This is a genomic window from Clostridioides sp. LIBA-6822, assembly GCF_056688955.1.
The window spans coordinates 231,898-252,585 of sequence record NZ_CP196995.1; the positions used below are offsets into that span (position 1 = coordinate 231,898).

The following is a 20,688-nucleotide window of genomic DNA, read 5'->3' on the forward strand; positions in this document are numbered from 1 at the left end:
TGTAAAAAAAAATAAATATATATATTTATTTTAATAATTTATATTTTGTTTAGGATATGGTAAAACGTGGTATTAAATAAGTAGATTTTAATAGTTAAATTATAATCAATTATAATAAAGCTATTTAATCTACTTTTTTAATATAAAATATAAGGGGGAATTTGTAATGGCTTGTAACACTTGTAAAATGTGCGAAAGTGCAGACAAGAAATTAGAAAGTTTTGTAGCTTCAAAGGATGTTGAAACAGCATTTCATAGAACAGAAGATCAAAAAGTTAAATGTGGTTTTGGACTTCAGGGGGTTTGTTGTAGACTCTGTTCAAATGGACCATGTAGAGTAACTCCTAAATCTCCAAGAGGTATATGTGGAGCAGATGCAGACACTATAGTAGCAAGAAACTTTTTAAGAGCTGTAGCATCTGGAGCAGCTTGTTATTTACATGTGGTAGAAAATACAGCTAAGAATTTAAAGAATGTTGGAATAACTAAAGGTGTTATTAAAGGAGAAAAAACATTAAATCAATTAGCAGAGATGTTTGGTATAGAAAGTGATGAAAAATATGATAAATGTATAAAAGTTGCTGATAAAGTTATTAATGATTTATATAAATCAAGAGATGACAAAATGGAATTGGTAGAAAAAATAGCTTATGCACCTAGAGTGAAGAAATGGAAAGAGCTGGGGATAATGCCTGGTGGTGCAAAGTCAGAAGTTTTTGATGCAATAGTAAAATCATCAACAAATTTAAATAGTGACCCAGTAGACATGCTAGTTAACTGTTTAAATCTAGGTATATCAACAGGGTTATATGGTCTTACACTAACTAATCTTTTAAATGATGTTATGCTAGGAGAACCAGTTATAAGAATGGCTCCTGTAGGATTTAATGTAATAGACCCAGACTACATAAATATAATGATAACAGGTCATCAACATTCAACATTTGCAAATTTCCAAGATAGATTAAAAGATGAAGATGTTATAAAATTAGCTCAAGCAGTTGGAGCAAAAGGATTTAAGTTAGTAGGATGTACATGTGTTGGTCAAGATCTACAATTAAGAGGAGAACACTATCAAGAAGTATTTGCTGGACATGCTGGTAATAACTTTACAAGTGAAGCTGTTTTATCAACTGGAGCAATAGATATAGTTCTTTCGGAGTTTAACTGTACTATACCAGGTCTTGAGCCAATAGCAGATAAATATAAAGTGAAAATGGTTTGCTTAGATGACGTTGCTAAAAAAGCAAATGCAGAATATATAGGATTAGACAGAAGTAAATTAGATGAACTTAGTAATACATTGATAGAAAAAGCATTAGAATCTTATAAAGAGAGAAGAGGAAGTGTTGAAATAGACATACCAAAAGACCATGGATTTGAACAATCTTTAACTGGTGTAAGTGAAAAGAACTTGAAAGCGTTTTTAGGAGATTCATGGAAACCTCTTATTAATTTAATTGCAGAAGGAAAAATTAAAGGTGTTGCAGCTGTTGTAGGATGTTCAAATATGACAGCAGGAGGACATGATGTAAATACTGTTGAGCTTACTAAAGAATTGATTAAAAAAGATATAATAGTACTTTCAGCAGGATGCTCTACTGGAGGGTTAGAAAATGTTGGTCTTATGTCACCTGGAGCAGAAGAATTAGCAGGAGAAAATTTAAAAGAAGTATGTAAGACTCTAGGAATACCACCAGTATTAAACTTTGGACCATGTCTAGCGATAGGAAGATTGGAAATAGTAGCAACTGAATTAGCAGCTGAACTTGGAATAGACTTACCACAATTACCATTGGTGCTTTCAGCTCCACAATGGTTGGAAGAACAAGCCTTGGCTGATGGAGCTTTTGGTCTTGCCCTTGGTTTACCTCTTCATTTAGCTTTACCTCCATTTATAACAGGAGGAAAATTAGTAACAGAAGTATTAACAGAAAAATTAAAAGACTTAACAGGAGGACATGTTATAGTGAATCCAGACCCTAAATCTTCAGCTAATCAATTAGAAGAAATAATAATAGACAGAAGAAAAAATTTAGGGTTAAAGGATGTGGAATGTAATGCATAGAATTTTTATAAATAAAGATTTATGTACAGGATGCAAGAGTTGTGTATTAGCATGTATGCTAAAACACAATAAAGACTATGATATGTATACTCTTGATTTAGAAAATATAGATAATGATAGTAGAGGACATATAGAGTTAGATAGCAAGCATAATAATCCAGTTCCAATTCTTTGTAGACACTGTGATGAACCAGAATGTGTATTAGCATGTATGAGTGGTGCAATGCATAAAGACAGTGAAAGTGGAATCGTTTCATATGATGAAGAAAAATGTGGTTCATGTTATATGTGTGTAATGTCTTGTCCATATGGATTATTAAAACCAGATGATAGAAGCAAGCAAAACATACTTAAATGTGATTTATGTAAAGATGAGGAGTATCCTAGATGTGTAGCTAATTGCCCAAGTGGAGCAATTGAATTACAGAAGGAGGAAAATGATGAATTATGTAGTGTTAGGAGCTAGTGCTGCTGGTATCAATGCAGTAAAAACATTAAGAGAATTAGATAAAGATTCAAACATAGTAGTAATTTCTAAAGATGAAAATATATACTCAAGATGTATGTTACATCATGTTATATCTGAACACAGAACTTTGAAACAAATAAATTTTGTTGATGAAGATTTTATGGAGAAAAATAATGTAAATTGGATTTCAGGTAAAACTGTTAAAGGTATAGATATAAATAAAAAAGAGGTTCAGACAGAAGATATTACTGTAAATTATGATAAACTTTTAATAGCTACAGGCGCATCTTCTGCTATTCCTCCAATAAAAAATTTAAGAGATGGAAATTTTGTATACTCTGTGAGAAACATAGATGATATTTATAAAATAAAAGAAAAAGCAGAAAGCTCTAAAAATGTAGTTATAATTGGTGCTGGTCTAGTTGGTATAGATGCATTAGTTGGATTATTTAAATACGAGCAGTTAAATATTTCTGTAGCGTTTATGGAAAAATACATTCTAGATAGACAATTAGATGAATATACAGCATCAGTATATGAAAATAAATTTAAAGAAAAGGGTGTAAAATTTTACCCAAGTGCATCAATTCAAGAAATTGTCTTAGATGATAGTAAAAATGTTAAAGGTGTTGCGTTTTCAAATGGAGATATTCTTGATGCAGATATGGTAATTGTGGCTACAGGTGTTAAACCGAATGCTGATTTTTTAGATGGAACAGGAATAGAATATGATCGAGGTATAATAATAGATGATATATGCCAAACAACACAAAAATATATCTATGCAGCAGGAGATGTTGTTGGCAAAAATGCTATTTGGCCTTTAGCAGTAAAGCAAGGAATTGTAGCTGCGTATAATATGGTTGGAAAAGATAAAAAGATAGAAGACGAATTTGCTTTTAAAAATAGTATGAATTTCATGGATATACCAACTATTTCTATAGGTATGAATACACCTTTAGATGATAGTTATAAAGTATTAATTAGAGATGGAATTGATGATTATAAAAAATTTGTTTTTAAAGACAATGTAATTTATGGAGCTGTTATACAAGGAGATATTTCATATGTAGGAGTATTAACTTATTTGATAAAAAACAAAGTTGAAATATCTGATTTAGAAAATAGAATATTTGATGTATGCTATGCAGACTTTTTTAATATAAAAGAAAATGGAGAATTTTGTTATAGCGTATAAAGCTATAGTAGAGTAATGTTTACAATATAAAAATCAATTAATAGAGCTATTCTAAAATAAGAAATCTTATTTAGGAATAGCTCTATTTTTATACTTAAGTTTAAACTATATTACAGTTTATAAAACTATTATTTTTAATGAGAATACATATATTCTCTAGTAAGAGGTAAATCATTTTTTATACCTTTAGTTAAGAGTATCTGATGTATATCTATAATACCAGTATTGAAAGCAGCAGCACAAGAACAAAGGTACAAGTCCCACATTCTTATAAACTTATCATCAAACATTTCTTTAATCTTTGGCAGATTTTCATAGAAATTTTTTTGCCAATGTAATAAGGTTTTTACATAATGCAATCTTAGACTTTCTACATCTATAGTATGATATTTGTAGTCGCTACAAATATGTATCATTTCTCTTAGACTAGGAATAACCCCTCCTGGGAAAATGTATTTTTTTATCCAAGGGTCTCCATAAGATTCTTTAAGACCACTTATATAGTGAAGTAAAAATAATCCTCCATCCTTTAAGACAGCATTTACATTTTTAATAAAAAGTTCATAGTTTTCTCTACCAACATGTTCAAGCATACCAACACTTACAACTCTATCAAACATAAGGTCTGAGTTTTTAAGCTCCCTATAATCCATAAGTTTTACTTCGAGATAATCTTGAAGATTCTCTTCTTGGATTCTTTTATTAAATTCTTTATATTGTTCTTCACTGAGTGTAATTCCAACGCCATGAATCTTATATTTTTTTGCTGCTTCTATTAATAGGAATCCCCAACCACAACCAATGTCAAGAAGACTCATACCTTCTTCTAAATTTAGTTTAGTTAATATGTGGTGAACTTTATTGACTTGAGCCTCGTAAAGAGTATCATTATCATTTCTAAAGTATGCACAAGAATAACTAAGAGTTTTGTCTAACCATAAGCTATAAAAATCATTGCCAATATCATAGTGAGCATGTATTTCTTTTTTTTGATGTCTCATTGAATTTGATGAGTGTAATAGATGTTTTACAGCTGAATTATCAATATTGAATTTGTCTATTTGTTTCAAAATCAGATTCAAAGTTAAGAATAAATCTCCTTCAACTTCGATATCTCTATTTATGTAGGATTCTCCAAGTGCTAAAGATGTACTTTTTAGTAATTCAGATTTGCTAATATCATTATTTACAATAACTTTAAACTGAGGAGAGCCATCTCCAATTAGAAATTCTTCTCCGTCTTTAAGCCTAACTAGAAATGGTGTTTCGCCAAATCTTTCTAAATAGTCTCTTAAAAAATTTTTTGTAATATTCATATTACCAGCTCCTTCTAATGTAAATCCAGTAAGTTTTCCTTGCTTAAAGTATATTATATTCCTTTTTTTAAAAAAGTAAAATTTTTTTCAGTAAATTTTCTATTTGAAGGAAATTTATCTTTTGTAAAAGAATTTCATATTGTAGTATATTTTTTGCTTATAAAATTTCATATTGGATATAATATTCAACTGTTAATGATATAATAATTTTAATCAATAAAGTGTAATAAAATTTTGTAGTAAATAGATTTAAGCTATTTTATGAAGGAGATGTGAAATGGAAGTATATGCTTTGGTTGGGTCAAGTGGTACAGGAAAGAGTTTTAAGGCTTTAGAGTTTGCATATGAAAATGATATAGATTATATAATTGATGATGGAATTTTAATATATAAAAACAAGGTTTTAGCTGGAATATCAGCCAAACAAGCAAGTACTACTATAGAAGCAGTTAAAAGGGCTATTTTTTATAATTTGGAACATAGGAAAGAAGTTAGGGAGACAATTAAAAAAGAAAATATAAGAAGAATTCTTATTATTGGAACATCAAAAAAAATGGTTAATCAGATTGTAGATAGATTATCAATTGGAAGAGTTTATAAATTTGTGAATATCCAAGAGATAAGTACTAAATATGAAATAGAAATAGCAAAACAATCTAGAAAAGAAGGAAATCATGTAATTCCTGTTCCAGCAGTTGAAATAAAAAGTATGGCAAGTGGCCTTAGTATAAATCCATTAAAGAGACTTTTTAGAAAAGGAAATAATAGGAATATGGTAGTTTTGGAAAAAACAATAATAAGACCAACTTTTAGCTATATCGGAAAATTTTATATTAGTGAAGAAGTAATTAAACAGATTATTGAATATGAAGTGTACAACTTTGGGAGCATTGATAGAATAAATAAAATCAATATAGAGAATTGCAATAATTTTATGAATATTTTTGTAAGTATAAATATCAATGATTTAGAAGTTATAAAAAAAATTGAAAGTATGCAACAGATAATAAAAAAGTCTATTGAGAAAATGACTTTAGTTAATGTACAAAAAATAGATATTAACATTCATAAAATTAAAAAAATAAACTTCCTCCCATGTTAAAAAATAAACTGAAAAAATGATATACTAATTTGCAATAAAGTGTGCTATAATTAAACTGTAAATTTAGGAAATGGTTTTTTCTAAATGGAGTATACATAATTATAACGTATTTATAAGGGGGCTTTCAAATGTCAGGAAAAGATGTAAATGTCTTCGAGATGGCGCAATCTCAAGTAAAAAATGCATGTGATAAATTAGGTATGGAACCAGCAGTTTATGAATTATTAAAAGAACCTATGAGAGTTATAGAAGTTTCAATTCCAGTTAAAATGGATGACGGTTCTATAAAAACTTTTAAAGGATTTAGATCACAACATAATGATGCAGTAGGGCCAACAAAAGGTGGAATAAGATTCCATCAAAATGTTTCAAGAGACGAAGTAAAAGCTTTATCTATATGGATGACTTTCAAATGTTCTGTAACAGGTATACCATATGGTGGAGGTAAAGGTGGAATAATAGTAGATCCATCAACTTTATCTCAAGGTGAATTAGAAAGATTAAGTAGAGGATACATAGATGGAATATATAAATTAATAGGTGAGAAAGTTGACGTTCCTGCACCAGACGTAAACACTAATGGACAAATAATGTCTTGGATGGTTGATGAGTACAATAAATTAACTGGACAAAGTGCTATAGGTGTTTTAACTGGTAAGCCAGTTGAATTTGGTGGTTCTTTAGGAAGAACAGCTGCTACTGGATTTGGTGTTGCTGTTACGGCAAGAGAAGCTGCTGCTAAATTAGGAATAGATATGAAAAAAGCTAAGTTAGCTATTCAAGGTATAGGAAACGTTGGTTCTTACACAGTTCTTAACTGTGAAAAACTTGGTGGTACTGTTGTAGCTATGGCTGAATGGTGCAAATCAGAAGGTTCTTATGCTATATACAATGAAAATGGTTTAGATGGTCAAGCTATGTTAGACCACATGAAAGAGCATGGTAACTTATTAAACTTCCCAGGAGCTAAGAGAATATCTTTAGAAGAGTTCTGGGCTTCAGATGTTGATATAGTAATACCAGCTGCATTAGAAAACTCTATAACTAAAGAAGTTGCTGAATCTATAAAAGCTAAATTAGTTTGTGAGGCTGCTAATGGACCAACTACTCCAGAAGCTGATGAAGTATTTGCTGAAAGAGGAATAGTTCTTACTCCAGATATATTAACTAATGCTGGTGGAGTTACAGTTTCTTACTTCGAGTGGGTACAAAACTTATATGGATACTACTGGTCAGAAGAAGAAGTAGAGCAAAAAGAAGAAGTAGCTATGGTTAAAGCATTTGAATCTATTTGGAAAATCAAAGAAGAGTACAATGTTACAATGAGAGAAGCTGCTTACATGCATTCAATTAAGAAAGTTGCTGAAGCTATGAAATTAAGAGGATGGTACTAGGATTTACTCTTAATAAATAATAGGATATAATTATTTAAGATATAAAGGGGCTGTACATAGTACAGCCCTTAAATTATGTGGCTCAGATAATATGGGTCATTTTTTGTTTTAATTTATAAATTATGTAATATAAAAATTAAAGTGCTATAAGTAAGATGGGTGAGAATTAATGGTTGATTTAATTTTAAATGGAATTTTTAGAACTCTTATAGTAAGTAGTTTATGTATTCTTTTAATATTAGCTTTTAAGAAAAGCTTTTTTAAAAGATTTAGTAAAAAATTTAACTATTATATATGGATAATAGTAGTTATTAAATTGTTATTACCTTTTACATACTATACTCTTACTTTAAATATTTTTAGACGTAAAGAAAATATAAATATTGATAATATTAATTTGGAGTATTTTAATGAAGTATCAACTTCAAGTAATAGTATTTTATTGTATATTTGGATTTTTACCGTAATAATATATTTAGTTTATACTGTTTTGAAGTATATAAAACTTAAAAATTTAGTAAATGATTTATCTTATGAAGTTGATGACAAAGAAATAATAAGCCTTTACACAAGTTTGTTAAAAGAATTCAATATATCTAAGGAAATAAAACTTAAGTATTCTTATGAAGTTGAAACACCAGCATTTTTTAATTCATGTGTACTTTTACCACCGCATGATTATAAATTAGAAGAGTTAGATTGGATTTTTAGACATGAGCTAATGCATTTTAAAAGTAAAGACCTTTATTTAAAATATATAGTACTATTTTTAAAAATAGTATATTGGTTTAATCCATTTGTATATATGATGGATAAAGCAATAGATTTAGATTGTGAACTTTATTGTGACGAAAGAGTTTTAAAAAATTGCAATGTACAGCAAAAACAAGAATACGCTTTAACCATTATAAATTCAATGAAGAGAGGTACAAATTTTTCAAATAAATTTGTAGCTGGTCTAAATAAACAATCTGATATTAGAAAAAGAATAACAAATATGTTTAATGAAAAATATAAAAATGGTATTTTAATAGCCTTAATTATAAGCCTGTTGTCTTCTATTACATTTTTAAAATTTGATTAAAAAATAGCTACGCATACTCGTGACTTTAAGTCGTGAGTTAGTAGCTAAAATAGTCAGCATATAGGGAAACTTATATGTGGAGATAGGATATAACCTATCCAACACTACTTGAATTGCTGGAAACCCCTAAAGCTAACCAAACTAAAACATAAGGATGAAATAAACCTAAGTGTGAAAGTTACGAAAGTAGAAAAAATTGGTTAGATGGTATAAGGTTAAACCCTAAGTACTTTAAAATGGGCAATCAGCAGGTAAGCTCCTAAGTAGGAGAAACTTCAACGACTATTCCTCCTGAGGGAAGTACACTACAAGCTATTGGTAGTGGAAGTGGGTAGACCTTAACGGATAATGCCGAAGGATAAGATATAGTCTGTGCTTGCATGAAAGTGTAAGAAGTTCATAAGAGAACTGCATAGGTAGTAGCGAACTTATGTGAACGACAACCTCAAAAATGATAAAAGTTAGAACTTACGGTTCTTACATATTCTATTTAAAAATAAATATAAAAACCTTTAAAATACTTGTTTAAAAAAATTGTACTTGTTAATATTAGGATGGTGATGAAAAATTGAAGTGACTCAGATATGTATATTTAGTACAATACCATATAACATGGTGTGTAAAATATAGACATCCAGTATTAACAAATGAAATTGAAGAAGATTTAATTAATATATTTAGTTGTTACTGTATCAGAAAATACAAAGGAGCAGATAAGAAAATATATTAATTAATCAGAAAAAACAAGTAAAGTGAGGTGATAGTAGTGGAAAAGGCATATAAGTTTAGAATGTATCCAAATAAAAAACAGCAAGAGTTAATTAACAAAACTTTTGGATGTTGTAGATTTGTATATAATAAATATCTTTCTAAAAAAATAGAAGTTTATGAAAACAATAAAGAAACTTTTACTTATAAACAGTGCAGTTCTGATTTGACCAATTTAAAAAGAGAATTAGAGTGGCTTAAAGAACCTGACAAATTTTCACTACAAAACACCTTAAAAGATTTAGAAAACGCATATAAAAAATTCTTTAAAGAAAATACAGGATTTCCTAAATTTAAATCAAAGAAAACTAATAGATTTTCATATAGAACTAACTTTACAAATGGAAATATTATGTACTTTAGTCAATATATAAAATTACCTAAACTTGGAATGGTTAAAGTAAGGGATAAACAAGTACCTCAAGGGAGAATACTTAATGCTACTATATCCAAAGAGCCAAGTGGAAAATATTATGTATCATTATGTTGTACTGATATAGATTTTACATATGCAGATGCACCTAAAAAATTTAGGAGAGAACATGAAGAAAATTGTAGAGCAATTGGGATAATTCCAAAAGATTCAGATCCAATAGAAATGATGCCTAGATTTTTTAAAGATTGCATGGATATAAAAAAATAATGTTAGACTTAATCTTAAAGTTAATATTATGAAATTTTTATATTTAGACTATCAAATCTTAATTATAGCTTCGACTTTGTATATTTCTAACTGTCAAATTTATAGATATTAAATTAATGATGTTTAATGCACAGTAATCATTACTAAGCTATAATTAAGTATAAGGATATTTCATAAATCATGCCTTAAAATAACTATAATATAAGACAATAAAACATAGTTATTTATTACAGAAAACATATATTTTAAGTAATAAATATGATATGAAGGTATTAAGAACTAATTAAAATTAACTATAAAACACTATTAAATAAGATAGGGGAAAAATATATGTCTAACTTTATTCTAAATGGGATTTTTAGAACTGTTATAGTGAGTAGTTTAAGTATTTTTCTGATATTAATTTTCAAGAAAAATATATTTAAAAGATTTAGTAAAAAATTTAATTACTATATATGGATGATAATTGTTATCAAACTATTTTTACCATTTACATATTATACTTTTACAATAAATATATTGAGAAGTAAAAAAGATATTAATATCAATAACATAAATTTAGAAGGATTTAATAATATTTCAACTATAATTAGTAGTGTTTTAGTATACCTTTGGATTATATCTGTAGTGATATATTTAATTTATACTATATTCAAATATATAAAACTTAAAAACTTAATAGGCGATTTATCCTATGAAGTTGATGACGAAGAGATAGTAAATCTTTATAAAAGTATATTGAAAGAATTTGATATAACAAAAAATATAAAGCTCAAGTACTCATATGAAGTAGAGACTCCAGCATTCTTTAATTCATGTGTGCTTTTGCCACCACATGATTATAAATTAAAAGAATTAGATTGGATTTTTAGGCATGAACTTATGCATTTTAAGAGTAGGGACCTTTATTTAAAATATGTAATCTTGTTTTTAAAAATAGTATATTGGTTTAATCCATTTGTATATATAATGGATAAACACATAGATTTAGATTGTGAACTTTATTGTGATGAGCGTGTTTTAAAAAATAGAAACTCAGAGGAAAAAAAGGACTACGCTTTGACGATTATAAATGCAATGAGAAAAGGAACAAATACTTCAAATAAATTTATAGCTGGTCTACATAAGCAATCTGATATTAGAAAGAGAGTAAAGAATATGTTTAATGAAAAGTATAAGAATGGTATATTAATGGCATTAACTCTATGTTTATTATCTTCTATTACTTTTTTGAAGGTAAATTCAACTAGTATGATTAATTTTAATGTATTGCCTAAAGACATGGAAGATGCCCATATTATTAATAGCATAACTGTCACAACGATAGAATTTACATATGCAGATGCTCCTAAAAATGTTAGAGAGGCACATAAAAGAAATTGTGAAGAACTGGGTTTGATTCCTAAAGACTCTGATCCAATAGGTGTTGGTGTGAGGTATTATGACAGTCTATCAAAGTGATTAAGAAAATATTGTTTAAACTATAAGTAATAGCATCATATTGTAAACTTGGATTATAACTGTGGTGGCATATTCAACTTGCACTATATTTAAATATATAAAACTTAAAAATTTAATGAGTGATTTATCCTATAAAGTTGAGACTCTAGACTTCCTTAATTCATGTTACTTTTGCCACCACATGGTTATAAACTAAAAGAATTAGGTTGGATTTTTAGGCATGAACGTATGCATTTTAAGAGTAGGGACATTTATTTAAAATATATAATCTTATTTTAACAAATAGTATATTGGTTTAATCCATTTGTATATATAATGGATAAACATATAGATTTAGATTGTGAATTTTATTGTGATGAACGTGTTTTAAAAAATAGAAACTTAAGAGGAAAAAGGACTACGCTTTGACGATTATAAATGTAATGACAAAAAGCTCAAATACTTCAAATAAATTTATAGCTAGTATACATAAACAATTTGATATTAAAAATAGAGTAAAGAATATATTTAATGAAAAGTATAAGAATTGTATATTGATGGCACTAATTTTATGCTTATTATCTTCTATCACTTTTTGAAAGTTAATTCAACTAGTATCAGTAATTTTGATATATTACCTAAAAATACTGAGAATGAAAAGATTACTTCTAGAGCTATATTCTCATACATATCTTTTACATATGTAGATGTTCCTGAATATATGAGAAAGAAATATGAAGAAAAATGTAAACGATTAGGCATTACACCCAAAGGTTGTGAGGTAATAGCAATGATTGACGTAGATTATTATAATAAATTAGCTCCTGAATTTTCGGCTGATTAATTTAGAGTAATTACTACTTAAGAATAAGCATAGAAGAGTTTTTTATTCAAAGTTAAAAAAATCACAAAATGACTAACTTTATAGTAATTCACTCAAAAAATATACGCCACATGAAAACGCATAAAAAAACACATAAAACAATATTTATGCGTACTTTGGTCTCTAAAGGTACAAAATTCTTTACTTTTACAGACTCGTATTATATAATTAAGTAAATAATGTATATTTAGGTGACATATTGGATAAACTAAGTTATTTATTTTATTAATATAATGATACTATAAAAGTTATATAAAGTGGTTTACAAAAAAGTTACAGATAGAGCTTTTATTAATGTATTGTGTATTAGTATTTTATCCTTAGGTACACTTCACCTACAAAATAGAATCATAAGATAATTATGGGAAAATTTTAGGAGGTTTATCGTGAAGAAAAAGATATTAATACCAGTATTTGCATCAGTTATGGCATTATCAGTAAGTTCAATTGTAAATGCGGATGAAGTAAATGATTCATCTCAAAATAAGGATGATAAAACAAATACTGAATTAAATTTAGGTGAATATAAAGAAGTAAAATATAAAGTTGCAAAGATAAAAGATGGAGTAGCTATAAAGATAAGAGAAGAAGGTCAAGTTCAAAATATAGCTTATTCTGGTGATGAATTTACTGTTCTAGGAATTCAAGGGGAATGGGTTAAGGTTAAAGTTGAAGATGGTGAAGGTTGGTTAGCTACTAGATATGTAGATATATCTGAAGGTGTAGGATATACTAACGCTGATAAGGTAAACTTAAGAAAAGATAAGAGCGAAAGTTCAGAAGTAATTGAGGAGCTAGAAAAAGGAAGCTCTTTATTGGTGTTGGAAGAAAATGGTGAGTGGTTAAAAGTTAAAGATGGAGAAACAGAAGGATATGTAAAAACATCTTATATATCAGATAAAGCTCCAGTAATAGAAGAACCAGAAGTAAACCCAAGTATTAATCAAAATGGAAATTCTACAGATAATAATCAACAAAATAATAATACAAATGTGCCAACAGCTAACTCTAATGCAGTTCAAGCTGTACTTAATTTGGCATATTCTAAACAAGGTTGCCCATATGTTTGGGGAGCAGAAGGACCAAATACTTTTGACTGTTCTGGATTTACACAATATGTATATAAAAATGCAGTAGGCAAGAAAATACCAAGAACATCTAAAGCACAATCTAATTATGGACAAACTGTAAGCAAAGCAAATTTACAGCCAGGAGACTTAGTATTCTTCACAACTAATGGTTCTGGTTCTGTTAGTCATGTTGGTATATATGTAGGTGGAGGTAATATGATACATTCACCATCAACAGGAAAAACGGTTCGTGTAACTAGTATAAATTCAGCATACTATACAGCAAGATTTGTTACAGCAAAAAGAATATTATAGTCACTTTGTAATTTGACAAATTGATAAATACATAAGTATAAACGCTCTATATTATATTTAATTTAATCAGGAAACAAAAAATGATTATATTTTAAATGTAATATAGAGCGTTTTTGTATGGATTTACATTTAACCAATATTCAAGTTAATATTACTATTAAATAGTAGTCTTTCCATATAATGATTATTTGTGCAATCCCTTGACAGGATAAGGCAAAGGTGGTAAGCTACTAACAGTACAAAAATACTTTTAATTTTAGTTCAGAGAGGCTAAAAAAGGAGGACGAAAGATGTTAAAATCAAGAAATTTAATCCAACCAGAAGACTTTTCAATAGAAGAAATAGATGAAATATTAGAATTAGCTCAAAAAATAATTGACAATCCGTCAAAATATTCTCGTATATGTGAAGGCAAACTATTAGCTACATTATTTTATGAACCATCAACAAGAACAAGATTAAGCTTTGAATCTGCAATGAACAGGCTAGGAGGTCGTGTTGTAGGTTTTTCAGAGCCAAACTCATCCTCTGCATCAAAAGGTGAAACTTTAGGTGATACAATGAGAATAGTATCTAGTTATGTTGATATAATAGCTATGAGACATCCTCAATCAGGGGCAGCGTCAGAGGCTGCTAGATTTACGGAAGTGCCATTTATCAATGCAGGAGATGGCGGAAATCAACATCCAACCCAAACACTTACAGATTTACTTACTATAAAATCATTAAAAGGAACTTTAGAAAACCATACGATAGGATTATGTGGTGATTTAAAATATGGAAGAACTGTGCATTCTTTGGTTAAGGCTATGGCCAGATACAAAAATACAAAGTTTGTATTTATAGCGCCTGAAGAATTGAAAATGCCAGATTATATAAAAGAAGCTATAAAAGGACATGCATACTATGAAACTAATAATTTAGATGATGTTATAGGAAGCTTGGATGTTTTATATATGACTAGAGTTCAACAAGAAAGATTTGAAGATAAATCAGAATATGAAAGACTTAAAAACTATTATATCTTAAATAAAGCTAAATTAGAAAAAGCATCTAAAGACATGCTGGTAATGCATCCATTACCAAGAGTAAATGAAATAGATATAGATGTAGATGATGATGATAGAGCTGTATATTTTAAACAAGCTAAATATGGTATGTATGTTAGAATGGCTTTGATAATAAAACTTTTAGGTATAAATGAAGATTAATAGCCCTCATATAATAGTAAAGTAAAGGAGATTTTGGGATGTATAAAATTCTGGAAAATATATACATAGGCGAAGATATGTATAGAATGAAAATAAAAGGTAATTTTGAAGGTAGAATGGGACAATTTTATATGCTAAGAGCATGGGACACTTATCCAGTACTTTCAAGACCTATAAGTATACATGATATAGATGAAGAAGGAATAACTTTTCTTTATAAAGTAGTAGGAGAAGGAACTCAAATTTTAAGTAACCTAAAAGTAAATGATACTATAAAGTTAGAAGGACCTTATGGTAATGGATATACTAAGGTTGATGGAAAAGTAGCTCTAGTAGGAGGCGGAATCGGTGTAGCGCCACTATACTTAGTTGCTAAAAACATAAAAAACTGTGACGCATATCTTGGATTTAGAGAAGATGTTATATTAGAAGATGAATATAAGCAAGTGTGTAATGAAGTCCATACAACAGTAGGTAATACTTTTGTAACAGATATAATTGATGTGGAGAAATACGATTACATATTAACATGTGGTCCAACTCCAATGATGGAAAAATTAGTTAAGATGGTAGAAGGTACTAAAACAAGAATTATGGTGTCTCTTGAAAACCATATGGCATGTGGAGTCGGTGCTTGTTTAGTATGTACATGTAAAACTAATGAAGGAAATAAAAAGACTTGTAAAGATGGCCCAGTGTTCTGGGGAGAGGACGTGATTTTTAATGGCTAATTTAAATGTAAAATTTGGAAGTATAGAATTTAAAAATCCAGTAATAATGGCGTCTGGAACTTTTGGATTTGGAAGAGAATATAACGACATTTATGATATACAAAAACTTGGTGGTATAAGCAGTAAAGGACTTACTTTAAATAAAAAACCTGGTAACAATGGTATGAGAGTTCATGAAACACCATCTGGGATGATGAATAGCGTTGGGCTTGAAAATCCTGGAGTTCAAGGATTTATAGATAATGAATTGCCTTTCTTTAGCGAATTAGATTTAGTTAGAATCGCTAATGTTGGAGGTGGTACATTAGAAGACTACTTATTAGGTGTTCAAATGTTAAATGACAAACCTATAGATATTATTGAATTAAATATATCTTGTCCAAATGTTAAAGCTGGAGGCATGGCTTTTGGTATAAAAAATGAAGTGGCAAGGGAAGTCGTTCGAGAGGTAAGAAACATAACGAAACTACCTTTAGTAATAAAACTATCACCTAATGCAGAAGACATTGTAGGAATGGCAAAAGTTTGTGAAGAAGAGGGTGCTGACGGGGTATCTCTAGTTAATACTTTTAAAGCAATGGCAATTGATATAAAAAATAGAAGACCAGTATTTGAAAATGTCTATGCTGGGTTATCTGGTCCAGCTATAAAACCTATAGCTTTAAGAATGGTACATGAAGTGTGTAAAAATGTAAATATACCTGTAATGGGAATGGGCGGAATAACTAAAGCTACAGATGCTATAGAATTTATAATGGCAGGTGCTACTTGTATTCAAGTTGGAACTGCAAACTTTATGAATCCTAAAATTGGTCTTGAAATAATAGATGGAATTAATAAATTTATGGAAAAAGAAGGAATAAAGAGTTTAGAAGAAATAAAAGGAATTATATAAGGTAGTATAAATAGTATTTTAAAAATAAAAAATATAGATTAAGTAAACAATAATTTTATAATATTAATATGGAGGAAAAATAATATGAGTAAAGTAGATGTAGTAGATATATTAAAGAAAAGTGATGCATTATTAGAAGGACATTTTCTATTATCTTCAGGAAAGCATAGTAATAGATATGTACAATGTGCAAAAGTATTAAGATTTCCAGAGTATGCTGCTCAAGTATTAAGTACAGTTGTTGAACAAATAAAAGATTTAGATATAGACTTAGTAGTAGGGCCAGCAATGGGTGGAGTAATAGTTTCTTACGAATTAGGAAGACAGTTAGGGAAAGAAGCTGTATTCACTGAGAGAAAAGACAATACAATGGAATTAAGAAGAGGATTTGAAGTTAAAAAAGGTGCAAAAATAATAATTGCTGAAGATGTTGTAACTACTGGTAAATCAACTATAGAGACAAAAAGAGTATTGGAAGCATTAGGTGGAGAAGTTATAGGTGTTGCATGTATAGCAGACAGAACTAATCATGATATAGGTATGCCTATATATAGTGCTATAAAACTTGATATACAAGTTTATGAATCTGATGAATGTCCTCTATGTAAAGAAGGAAAATTACCAGTTGTTAAACCTGGAAGTAGAGAATTTAAAGAATTAGGAATGTAACAAATAACTTGATTAATTTTAGTGGTACTTAGAAAATATAAATTTTTTAGAGTAAAAACTATTAATGTGAGATATAGATTAAAGAAAAAACAGTTAGCCTTATAAACTAAGGCTAACTGTTTTTTTGTTAAAAAAATATTTACAAAATAGGAGCTAGTAGCAGTACAATATAAGTATAAGATAAAAAAATTATTATATATATTGAGGAGGGATAAGTATGAAAAATCAATTGAATGAAACTCAGAAAAAGGTTATATTTTTTGGAGTAGGAGCTGTAGGGGCTACTTTTGCAGAACAATTTTTAAATTCCAAGTATGATTTTAAAATTCTTTGTGACAAGGAAAGAAAGAAAAGATATTTAGAAGATGGATTTATAATAAATGGGAAAAGGTATGATTTTGATTATGTAACTAAGGATGAGTATAAACAAGAGGCTGATTTTATAATTATAGGCTTAAAATATAATAATTTGAGAGAAAATATAAGAGAATTAGACGGATTAGTTGGAAAAAATACAGTGATAATGTCTTTATTAAATGGAGTTGATAGTGAAGAGATAATAGGAGAAAGATTTGGAATTGAAAAAATGGTATACTCATATGTTACCAATATAGATGCTAAGAAAATTAATAATAATATTATACATACTACTAATGGAATCATTGTATTTGGAAACAAAGATAATAATGAAGATAGAAAAACTAATATAATAACTGAGGTATTTGATAGTGTAAATATAGAATATATTCTATCAAAAGATATTCAACGAGATATATGGTGGAAATACATGGTTAATATAGGTGTAAATCAAACGTCAGCTATACTAGGTGCATCTTATGGGGTATTTCAAAGCTCTGAGCATCTAAGGGAATTAGCAAAGTCTGCAATGAGAGAAGTAGTTGATATAGCTCAAGCAAAAGGCATACATCTTACAGAAGATGATGTAGAAAATTCGTTACATAGAATATTAGAACATTCAAAAGAAGGAAGAACATCAATGCTCCAAGATGTAGAAGCTCATAGACTTACAGAAGTAGATATGTTTTCTAAAAATATTTGTGAACTTGGAAAGAAATATAACATATCTACCCCTATAAATCAGACTTTTTTTTACATGATAAAAGTAATTGAAAGTAGATTTTAAAGATTATTTATACAAAACTTTGATAAGAATTGATTTTAAATTCTATTAATATTATAAACTGTTTAAATTGCTAAATACCTTTAACTCATCAATAAAAATATTTGCTGCTTTTGATAAAGTTATATCTTTTGGATGTATATATGAGAAATGTCTGTTGTAGTTGCTTCCAAGCTCTATGACAGACAGTTCATTATTTAAAACAGGTAAGCTTGTAACTAGATTAGAAACTATTGTAATTCCTAAATTATTTCTAACAGATTCTTTGACAGCATAGTTACTTCCAAAAACCATCATACTTTTTGGAATAATCTCTTTAACACTTAAAAACATATCTAAATAATCTCTAGTACCAGAGCCATCTTCTCTTACTATCCACTTCTGGTCTTGTAGCTTGTCAAAGCTAAAGTCTTTTAACAAAGGGCTATTATATGGAAGTGCTAAAACCATCTTATCTTCAAAAAAATATTCTTGAATAAATGTAGGAGAAGAACAAGTGCCTTCAATAAGTCCAATATCTAAAATGTAATCCTTAACATGAGAAGATACAATTGATGTATTTTCTATGAAAATTTCTACATCTATGTCAGGATACTTTTGTGAAAATAATGCTAAGAAATTAGGTAGAATATACTCTCCAATGGTTAAACTAGCACCAATTTTTAAGCGTCCAGTTATAACATCTGAAACTTGGCTTACATCATGATAAGTAATATTTAAAAGATTTAATATTTCTTTAGCCCTTTTATATAATATTTGTCCACTTTCTGTTATAAAAATAGTCTTTTGCTTAATAGACCTGTTTATAAGTACAACTTTAAAGTAGTTTTCTAGATTTTTAATGTGTTTACTTACACTTGGCTGTGATAAGTTTAAGTATTCACCAGCTTTAGTAAAATTTTTATATTCAACTACAGCCACAAATGTTTTTAATTCCTCAAACAATTTTATATCTCCTTTACTTAATGAAATTTTACATTTTTTATATGCTTTCTACAAATAATTATACTACATGTAATAATCATCAAAAATATTAATCATTACGATATTATATATTTATTTTACTTATGGTTATTACAATTATATACTATTATTGTAAAGAAAACTATATTAATTATAAGGTAGGTATATTATGTTAAAGAATAAAAGTAATTTGACATCAAAAACTATAAAAGAAATATTACCTGGACTGATTGTATCAGTACTAGTGGGCTACATGAGTATATTTATTTCTACTCTAATTCCTAAGGTAGGAGCAGCATCAATTTCTATATTTTTAGGCATGTTTGTAGGAAATTTATTCTTAAATCAAAAGGTGTTTCAAAAAGGCTATAAATTTTCAGAGACAGATTTACTATCATATTCAATAGTACTATTAGGAGCAACACTCAGTGTATCTGCCTTAATAGACTTAAAAGTTTCAGGAATTTTATTTATAATATTACAAATGACAATAACAATAATAGCAGCACTTTATATAGGCAAAAAGTTAGGTTTTGAAGAAAATTTTAGATTTTTAATGGCAAGCGGAAACGCAGTATGTGGTTCTTCTGCTATAGGAGCAACAGTTCCAGTAGTTGGTGCTACAGACAAAGAGAAGGGAATTGCAATAACTATTGTAAATGTTACTGGTATATTTCTTATGTTTTTACTTCCAATAATAGCTCAACTTTTATATAGCCATGAACTTGTAAAAACATCAGCAATGATAGGTGGGACTTTACAATCAATTGGTCAAGTTGTAGCAAGTGGAGCAATGGTTGGAGAAAATGTAAAAGATTTGGCAACTATTTTTAAAATAGTAAGAGTGATATTTTTAGTTGTTGTTGTATTAGTATTTGGGCATATGAAAAATCAGTCTAATAGTGAAATATTTGAAGAAGAAAAGGACGAGATAAAAAAGAAAAAAGTAAATATACCATGGTATGTAATTGGATTTTTTATAACTTGTGCACTTTTCTCAATGAACATTATACCAAAAGAAGTATCTGTATTGTGTAAAGAAATAAGTAATAAATTTGAAATAATAGCTTTAGCAGCAATTGGCTTGAAGGTTAATGTAAAAGATTTAGTGAAACAAGGGAAAGAAGTTTCTTTATATGGTTTATTTGTAGGTACAGTGCAAGTTGTATCAGCTATAGTTTTAATAAAAATATTTATATAGTACAAAAATAGTGTTTGTAATATTAATTTGATTAATTAAAATAATATGATACTAATAATTTATAATATAAATAAAAAATGAATTTCGATAAGTTTAAATGGGTATAAACTTATAGAAATTCATTTTT

At 28.3% G+C, this 20,688-nt stretch carries 19 protein-coding genes and 2 pseudogenes; 19 read left to right on the forward strand and 2 right to left on the reverse strand.

All coding sequences use genetic code 11. The annotated features are described in order from the left end of the window. Nucleotides 1-166: 166 nt before the first annotated feature. Genes cooS through ACTG48_RS01445 form a run of 3 tightly spaced genes read left to right on the forward strand, consistent with a single transcriptional unit; the run spans nucleotide 167 to nucleotide 3,735 of the window. A complete protein-coding gene (gene cooS, locus ACTG48_RS01435; RefSeq protein WP_169467575.1) occupies nucleotides 167-2,068 on the forward strand; it encodes an anaerobic carbon-monoxide dehydrogenase catalytic subunit in 1,902 nt (633 codons plus the stop codon). Beyond that, a complete protein-coding gene (locus ACTG48_RS01440; RefSeq protein ID WP_009895266.1) occupies nucleotides 2,061-2,534 on the forward strand; it encodes a 4Fe-4S dicluster domain-containing protein in 474 nt (157 codons plus the stop codon). Before cooS ends, ACTG48_RS01440 begins: the two co-directional genes overlap by 8 nt. Next, a complete protein-coding gene (locus ACTG48_RS01445) occupies nucleotides 2,509-3,735 on the forward strand; it encodes an NAD(P)/FAD-dependent oxidoreductase (protein ID WP_479917907.1) in 1,227 nt (408 codons plus the stop codon). Before ACTG48_RS01440 ends, ACTG48_RS01445 begins: the two co-directional genes overlap by 26 nt. Nucleotides 3,736-3,869: 134 nt before the next feature. Here ACTG48_RS01445 and ACTG48_RS01450 read toward each other — a convergent pair whose 3' ends face one another. Next, on the reverse strand, nucleotides 3,870-5,051 hold the full coding sequence (locus tag ACTG48_RS01450; RefSeq protein WP_479917908.1) for a class I SAM-dependent methyltransferase: 1,182 nt from the start codon (nucleotides 5,049-5,051) through the stop codon (nucleotides 3,870-3,872). A gap of 277 nt (nucleotides 5,052-5,328) precedes the next feature. On the opposite strand from ACTG48_RS01450, the gene ACTG48_RS01455 reads away from it, so the two are divergent. The 15 genes and pseudogenes from ACTG48_RS01455 to ACTG48_RS01525 all read left to right on the forward strand — a co-directional run bounded on the left by ACTG48_RS01455 (nucleotide 5,329) and on the right by ACTG48_RS01525 (nucleotide 18,400). Continuing rightward, nucleotides 5,329-6,153 carry an ATP-binding protein gene (locus ACTG48_RS01455; RefSeq protein ID WP_479917909.1) on the forward strand — a complete coding sequence of 275 codons (825 nt, stop codon included), beginning with the start codon at nucleotides 5,329-5,331 and terminating at the stop codon, nucleotides 6,151-6,153. Nucleotides 6,154-6,281: 128 nt separating this feature from the next. Continuing rightward, nucleotides 6,282-7,547, forward strand: a complete 1,266-nt coding sequence (gene gluD, locus ACTG48_RS01460) for an NAD-specific glutamate dehydrogenase (protein ID WP_021382594.1) — start codon at nucleotides 6,282-6,284, stop codon at nucleotides 7,545-7,547. A 169-nt stretch (nucleotides 7,548-7,716) separates the two neighbouring features. Next, nucleotides 7,717-8,631 carry a M56 family metallopeptidase gene (locus tag ACTG48_RS01465; protein WP_479917910.1) on the forward strand — a complete coding sequence of 305 codons (915 nt, stop codon included), beginning with the start codon at nucleotides 7,717-7,719 and terminating at the stop codon, nucleotides 8,629-8,631. A 583-nt stretch (nucleotides 8,632-9,214) separates the two neighbouring features. Next, a pseudogene (locus ACTG48_RS01470) lies at nucleotides 9,215-9,313 on the forward strand (transposase); the annotation flags it as partial. Nucleotides 9,314-9,388: 75 nt separating this feature from the next. Next, nucleotides 9,389-9,901 (forward strand): annotated as a pseudogene (locus tag ACTG48_RS01475) (RNA-guided endonuclease TnpB family protein); the annotation flags it as partial. Continuing rightward, nucleotides 9,896-10,042, forward strand: coding sequence for a hypothetical protein (locus tag ACTG48_RS01480; RefSeq protein ID WP_479918768.1), 147 nt, complete (start codon nucleotides 9,896-9,898; stop codon nucleotides 10,040-10,042). The pseudogene ACTG48_RS01475 and the gene ACTG48_RS01480, both read left to right, overlap by 6 nt. Nucleotides 10,043-10,372: 330 nt before the next feature. After that, nucleotides 10,373-11,503 carry a M56 family metallopeptidase gene (locus tag ACTG48_RS01485; RefSeq protein WP_479917911.1) on the forward strand — a complete coding sequence of 377 codons (1,131 nt, stop codon included), beginning with the start codon at nucleotides 10,373-10,375 and terminating at the stop codon, nucleotides 11,501-11,503. A 315-nt stretch (nucleotides 11,504-11,818) separates the two neighbouring features. Next, nucleotides 11,819-11,911: a hypothetical protein gene (locus ACTG48_RS01490; protein ID WP_234781077.1), complete on the forward strand. Its 93-nt coding sequence runs from the start codon at nucleotides 11,819-11,821 to the stop codon at nucleotides 11,909-11,911. Between the two features lie 166 nt (nucleotides 11,912-12,077). Next, on the forward strand, nucleotides 12,078-12,326 hold the full coding sequence (locus tag ACTG48_RS01495) for a hypothetical protein (RefSeq protein ID WP_021382657.1): 249 nt from the start codon (nucleotides 12,078-12,080) through the stop codon (nucleotides 12,324-12,326). A gap of 425 nt (nucleotides 12,327-12,751) precedes the next feature. Beyond that, entirely contained in the window at nucleotides 12,752-13,750 is a 999-nt protein-coding gene (locus tag ACTG48_RS01500; protein WP_021382638.1) for a C40 family peptidase, read from the forward strand. Between the two features lie 290 nt (nucleotides 13,751-14,040). Next, complete coding sequence (gene pyrB / locus ACTG48_RS01505) at nucleotides 14,041-14,961, forward strand: aspartate carbamoyltransferase (protein WP_021382639.1); 921 nt, start codon at nucleotides 14,041-14,043, stop codon at nucleotides 14,959-14,961. A gap of 38 nt (nucleotides 14,962-14,999) precedes the next feature. Beyond that, nucleotides 15,000-15,692, forward strand: a complete 693-nt coding sequence (locus tag ACTG48_RS01510; RefSeq protein ID WP_021382603.1) for a dihydroorotate dehydrogenase electron transfer subunit — start codon at nucleotides 15,000-15,002, stop codon at nucleotides 15,690-15,692. Then, nucleotides 15,685-16,587, forward strand: a complete 903-nt coding sequence (locus ACTG48_RS01515; RefSeq protein ID WP_021382631.1) for a dihydroorotate dehydrogenase — start codon at nucleotides 15,685-15,687, stop codon at nucleotides 16,585-16,587. The genes ACTG48_RS01510 and ACTG48_RS01515 overlap by 8 nt, the downstream gene beginning before the upstream one ends. A gap of 84 nt (nucleotides 16,588-16,671) precedes the next feature. Then, on the forward strand, nucleotides 16,672-17,256 hold the full coding sequence (gene pyrE / locus ACTG48_RS01520) for an orotate phosphoribosyltransferase (RefSeq protein WP_021382612.1): 585 nt from the start codon (nucleotides 16,672-16,674) through the stop codon (nucleotides 17,254-17,256). A gap of 217 nt (nucleotides 17,257-17,473) precedes the next feature. Next, entirely contained in the window at nucleotides 17,474-18,400 is a 927-nt protein-coding gene (locus ACTG48_RS01525; RefSeq protein ID WP_021382628.1) for a ketopantoate reductase family protein, read from the forward strand. 51 nt (nucleotides 18,401-18,451) lie between these two features. Here ACTG48_RS01525 and ACTG48_RS01530 read toward each other — a convergent pair whose 3' ends face one another. Continuing rightward, entirely contained in the window at nucleotides 18,452-19,342 is an 891-nt protein-coding gene (locus ACTG48_RS01530) for a LysR family transcriptional regulator (protein ID WP_021382668.1), read from the reverse strand. Nucleotides 19,343-19,529: 187 nt separating this feature from the next. Here ACTG48_RS01530 and ACTG48_RS01535 point away from each other — a divergent pair, with 187 nt between their 5' ends. Then, the gene (locus ACTG48_RS01535) at nucleotides 19,530-20,561 is read left to right on the forward strand and encodes a YeiH family protein (protein WP_021382619.1); all 1,032 of its coding nucleotides are present in this window, start codon (nucleotides 19,530-19,532) and stop codon (nucleotides 20,559-20,561) included. Nucleotides 20,562-20,688: the final 127 nt, after the last annotated feature.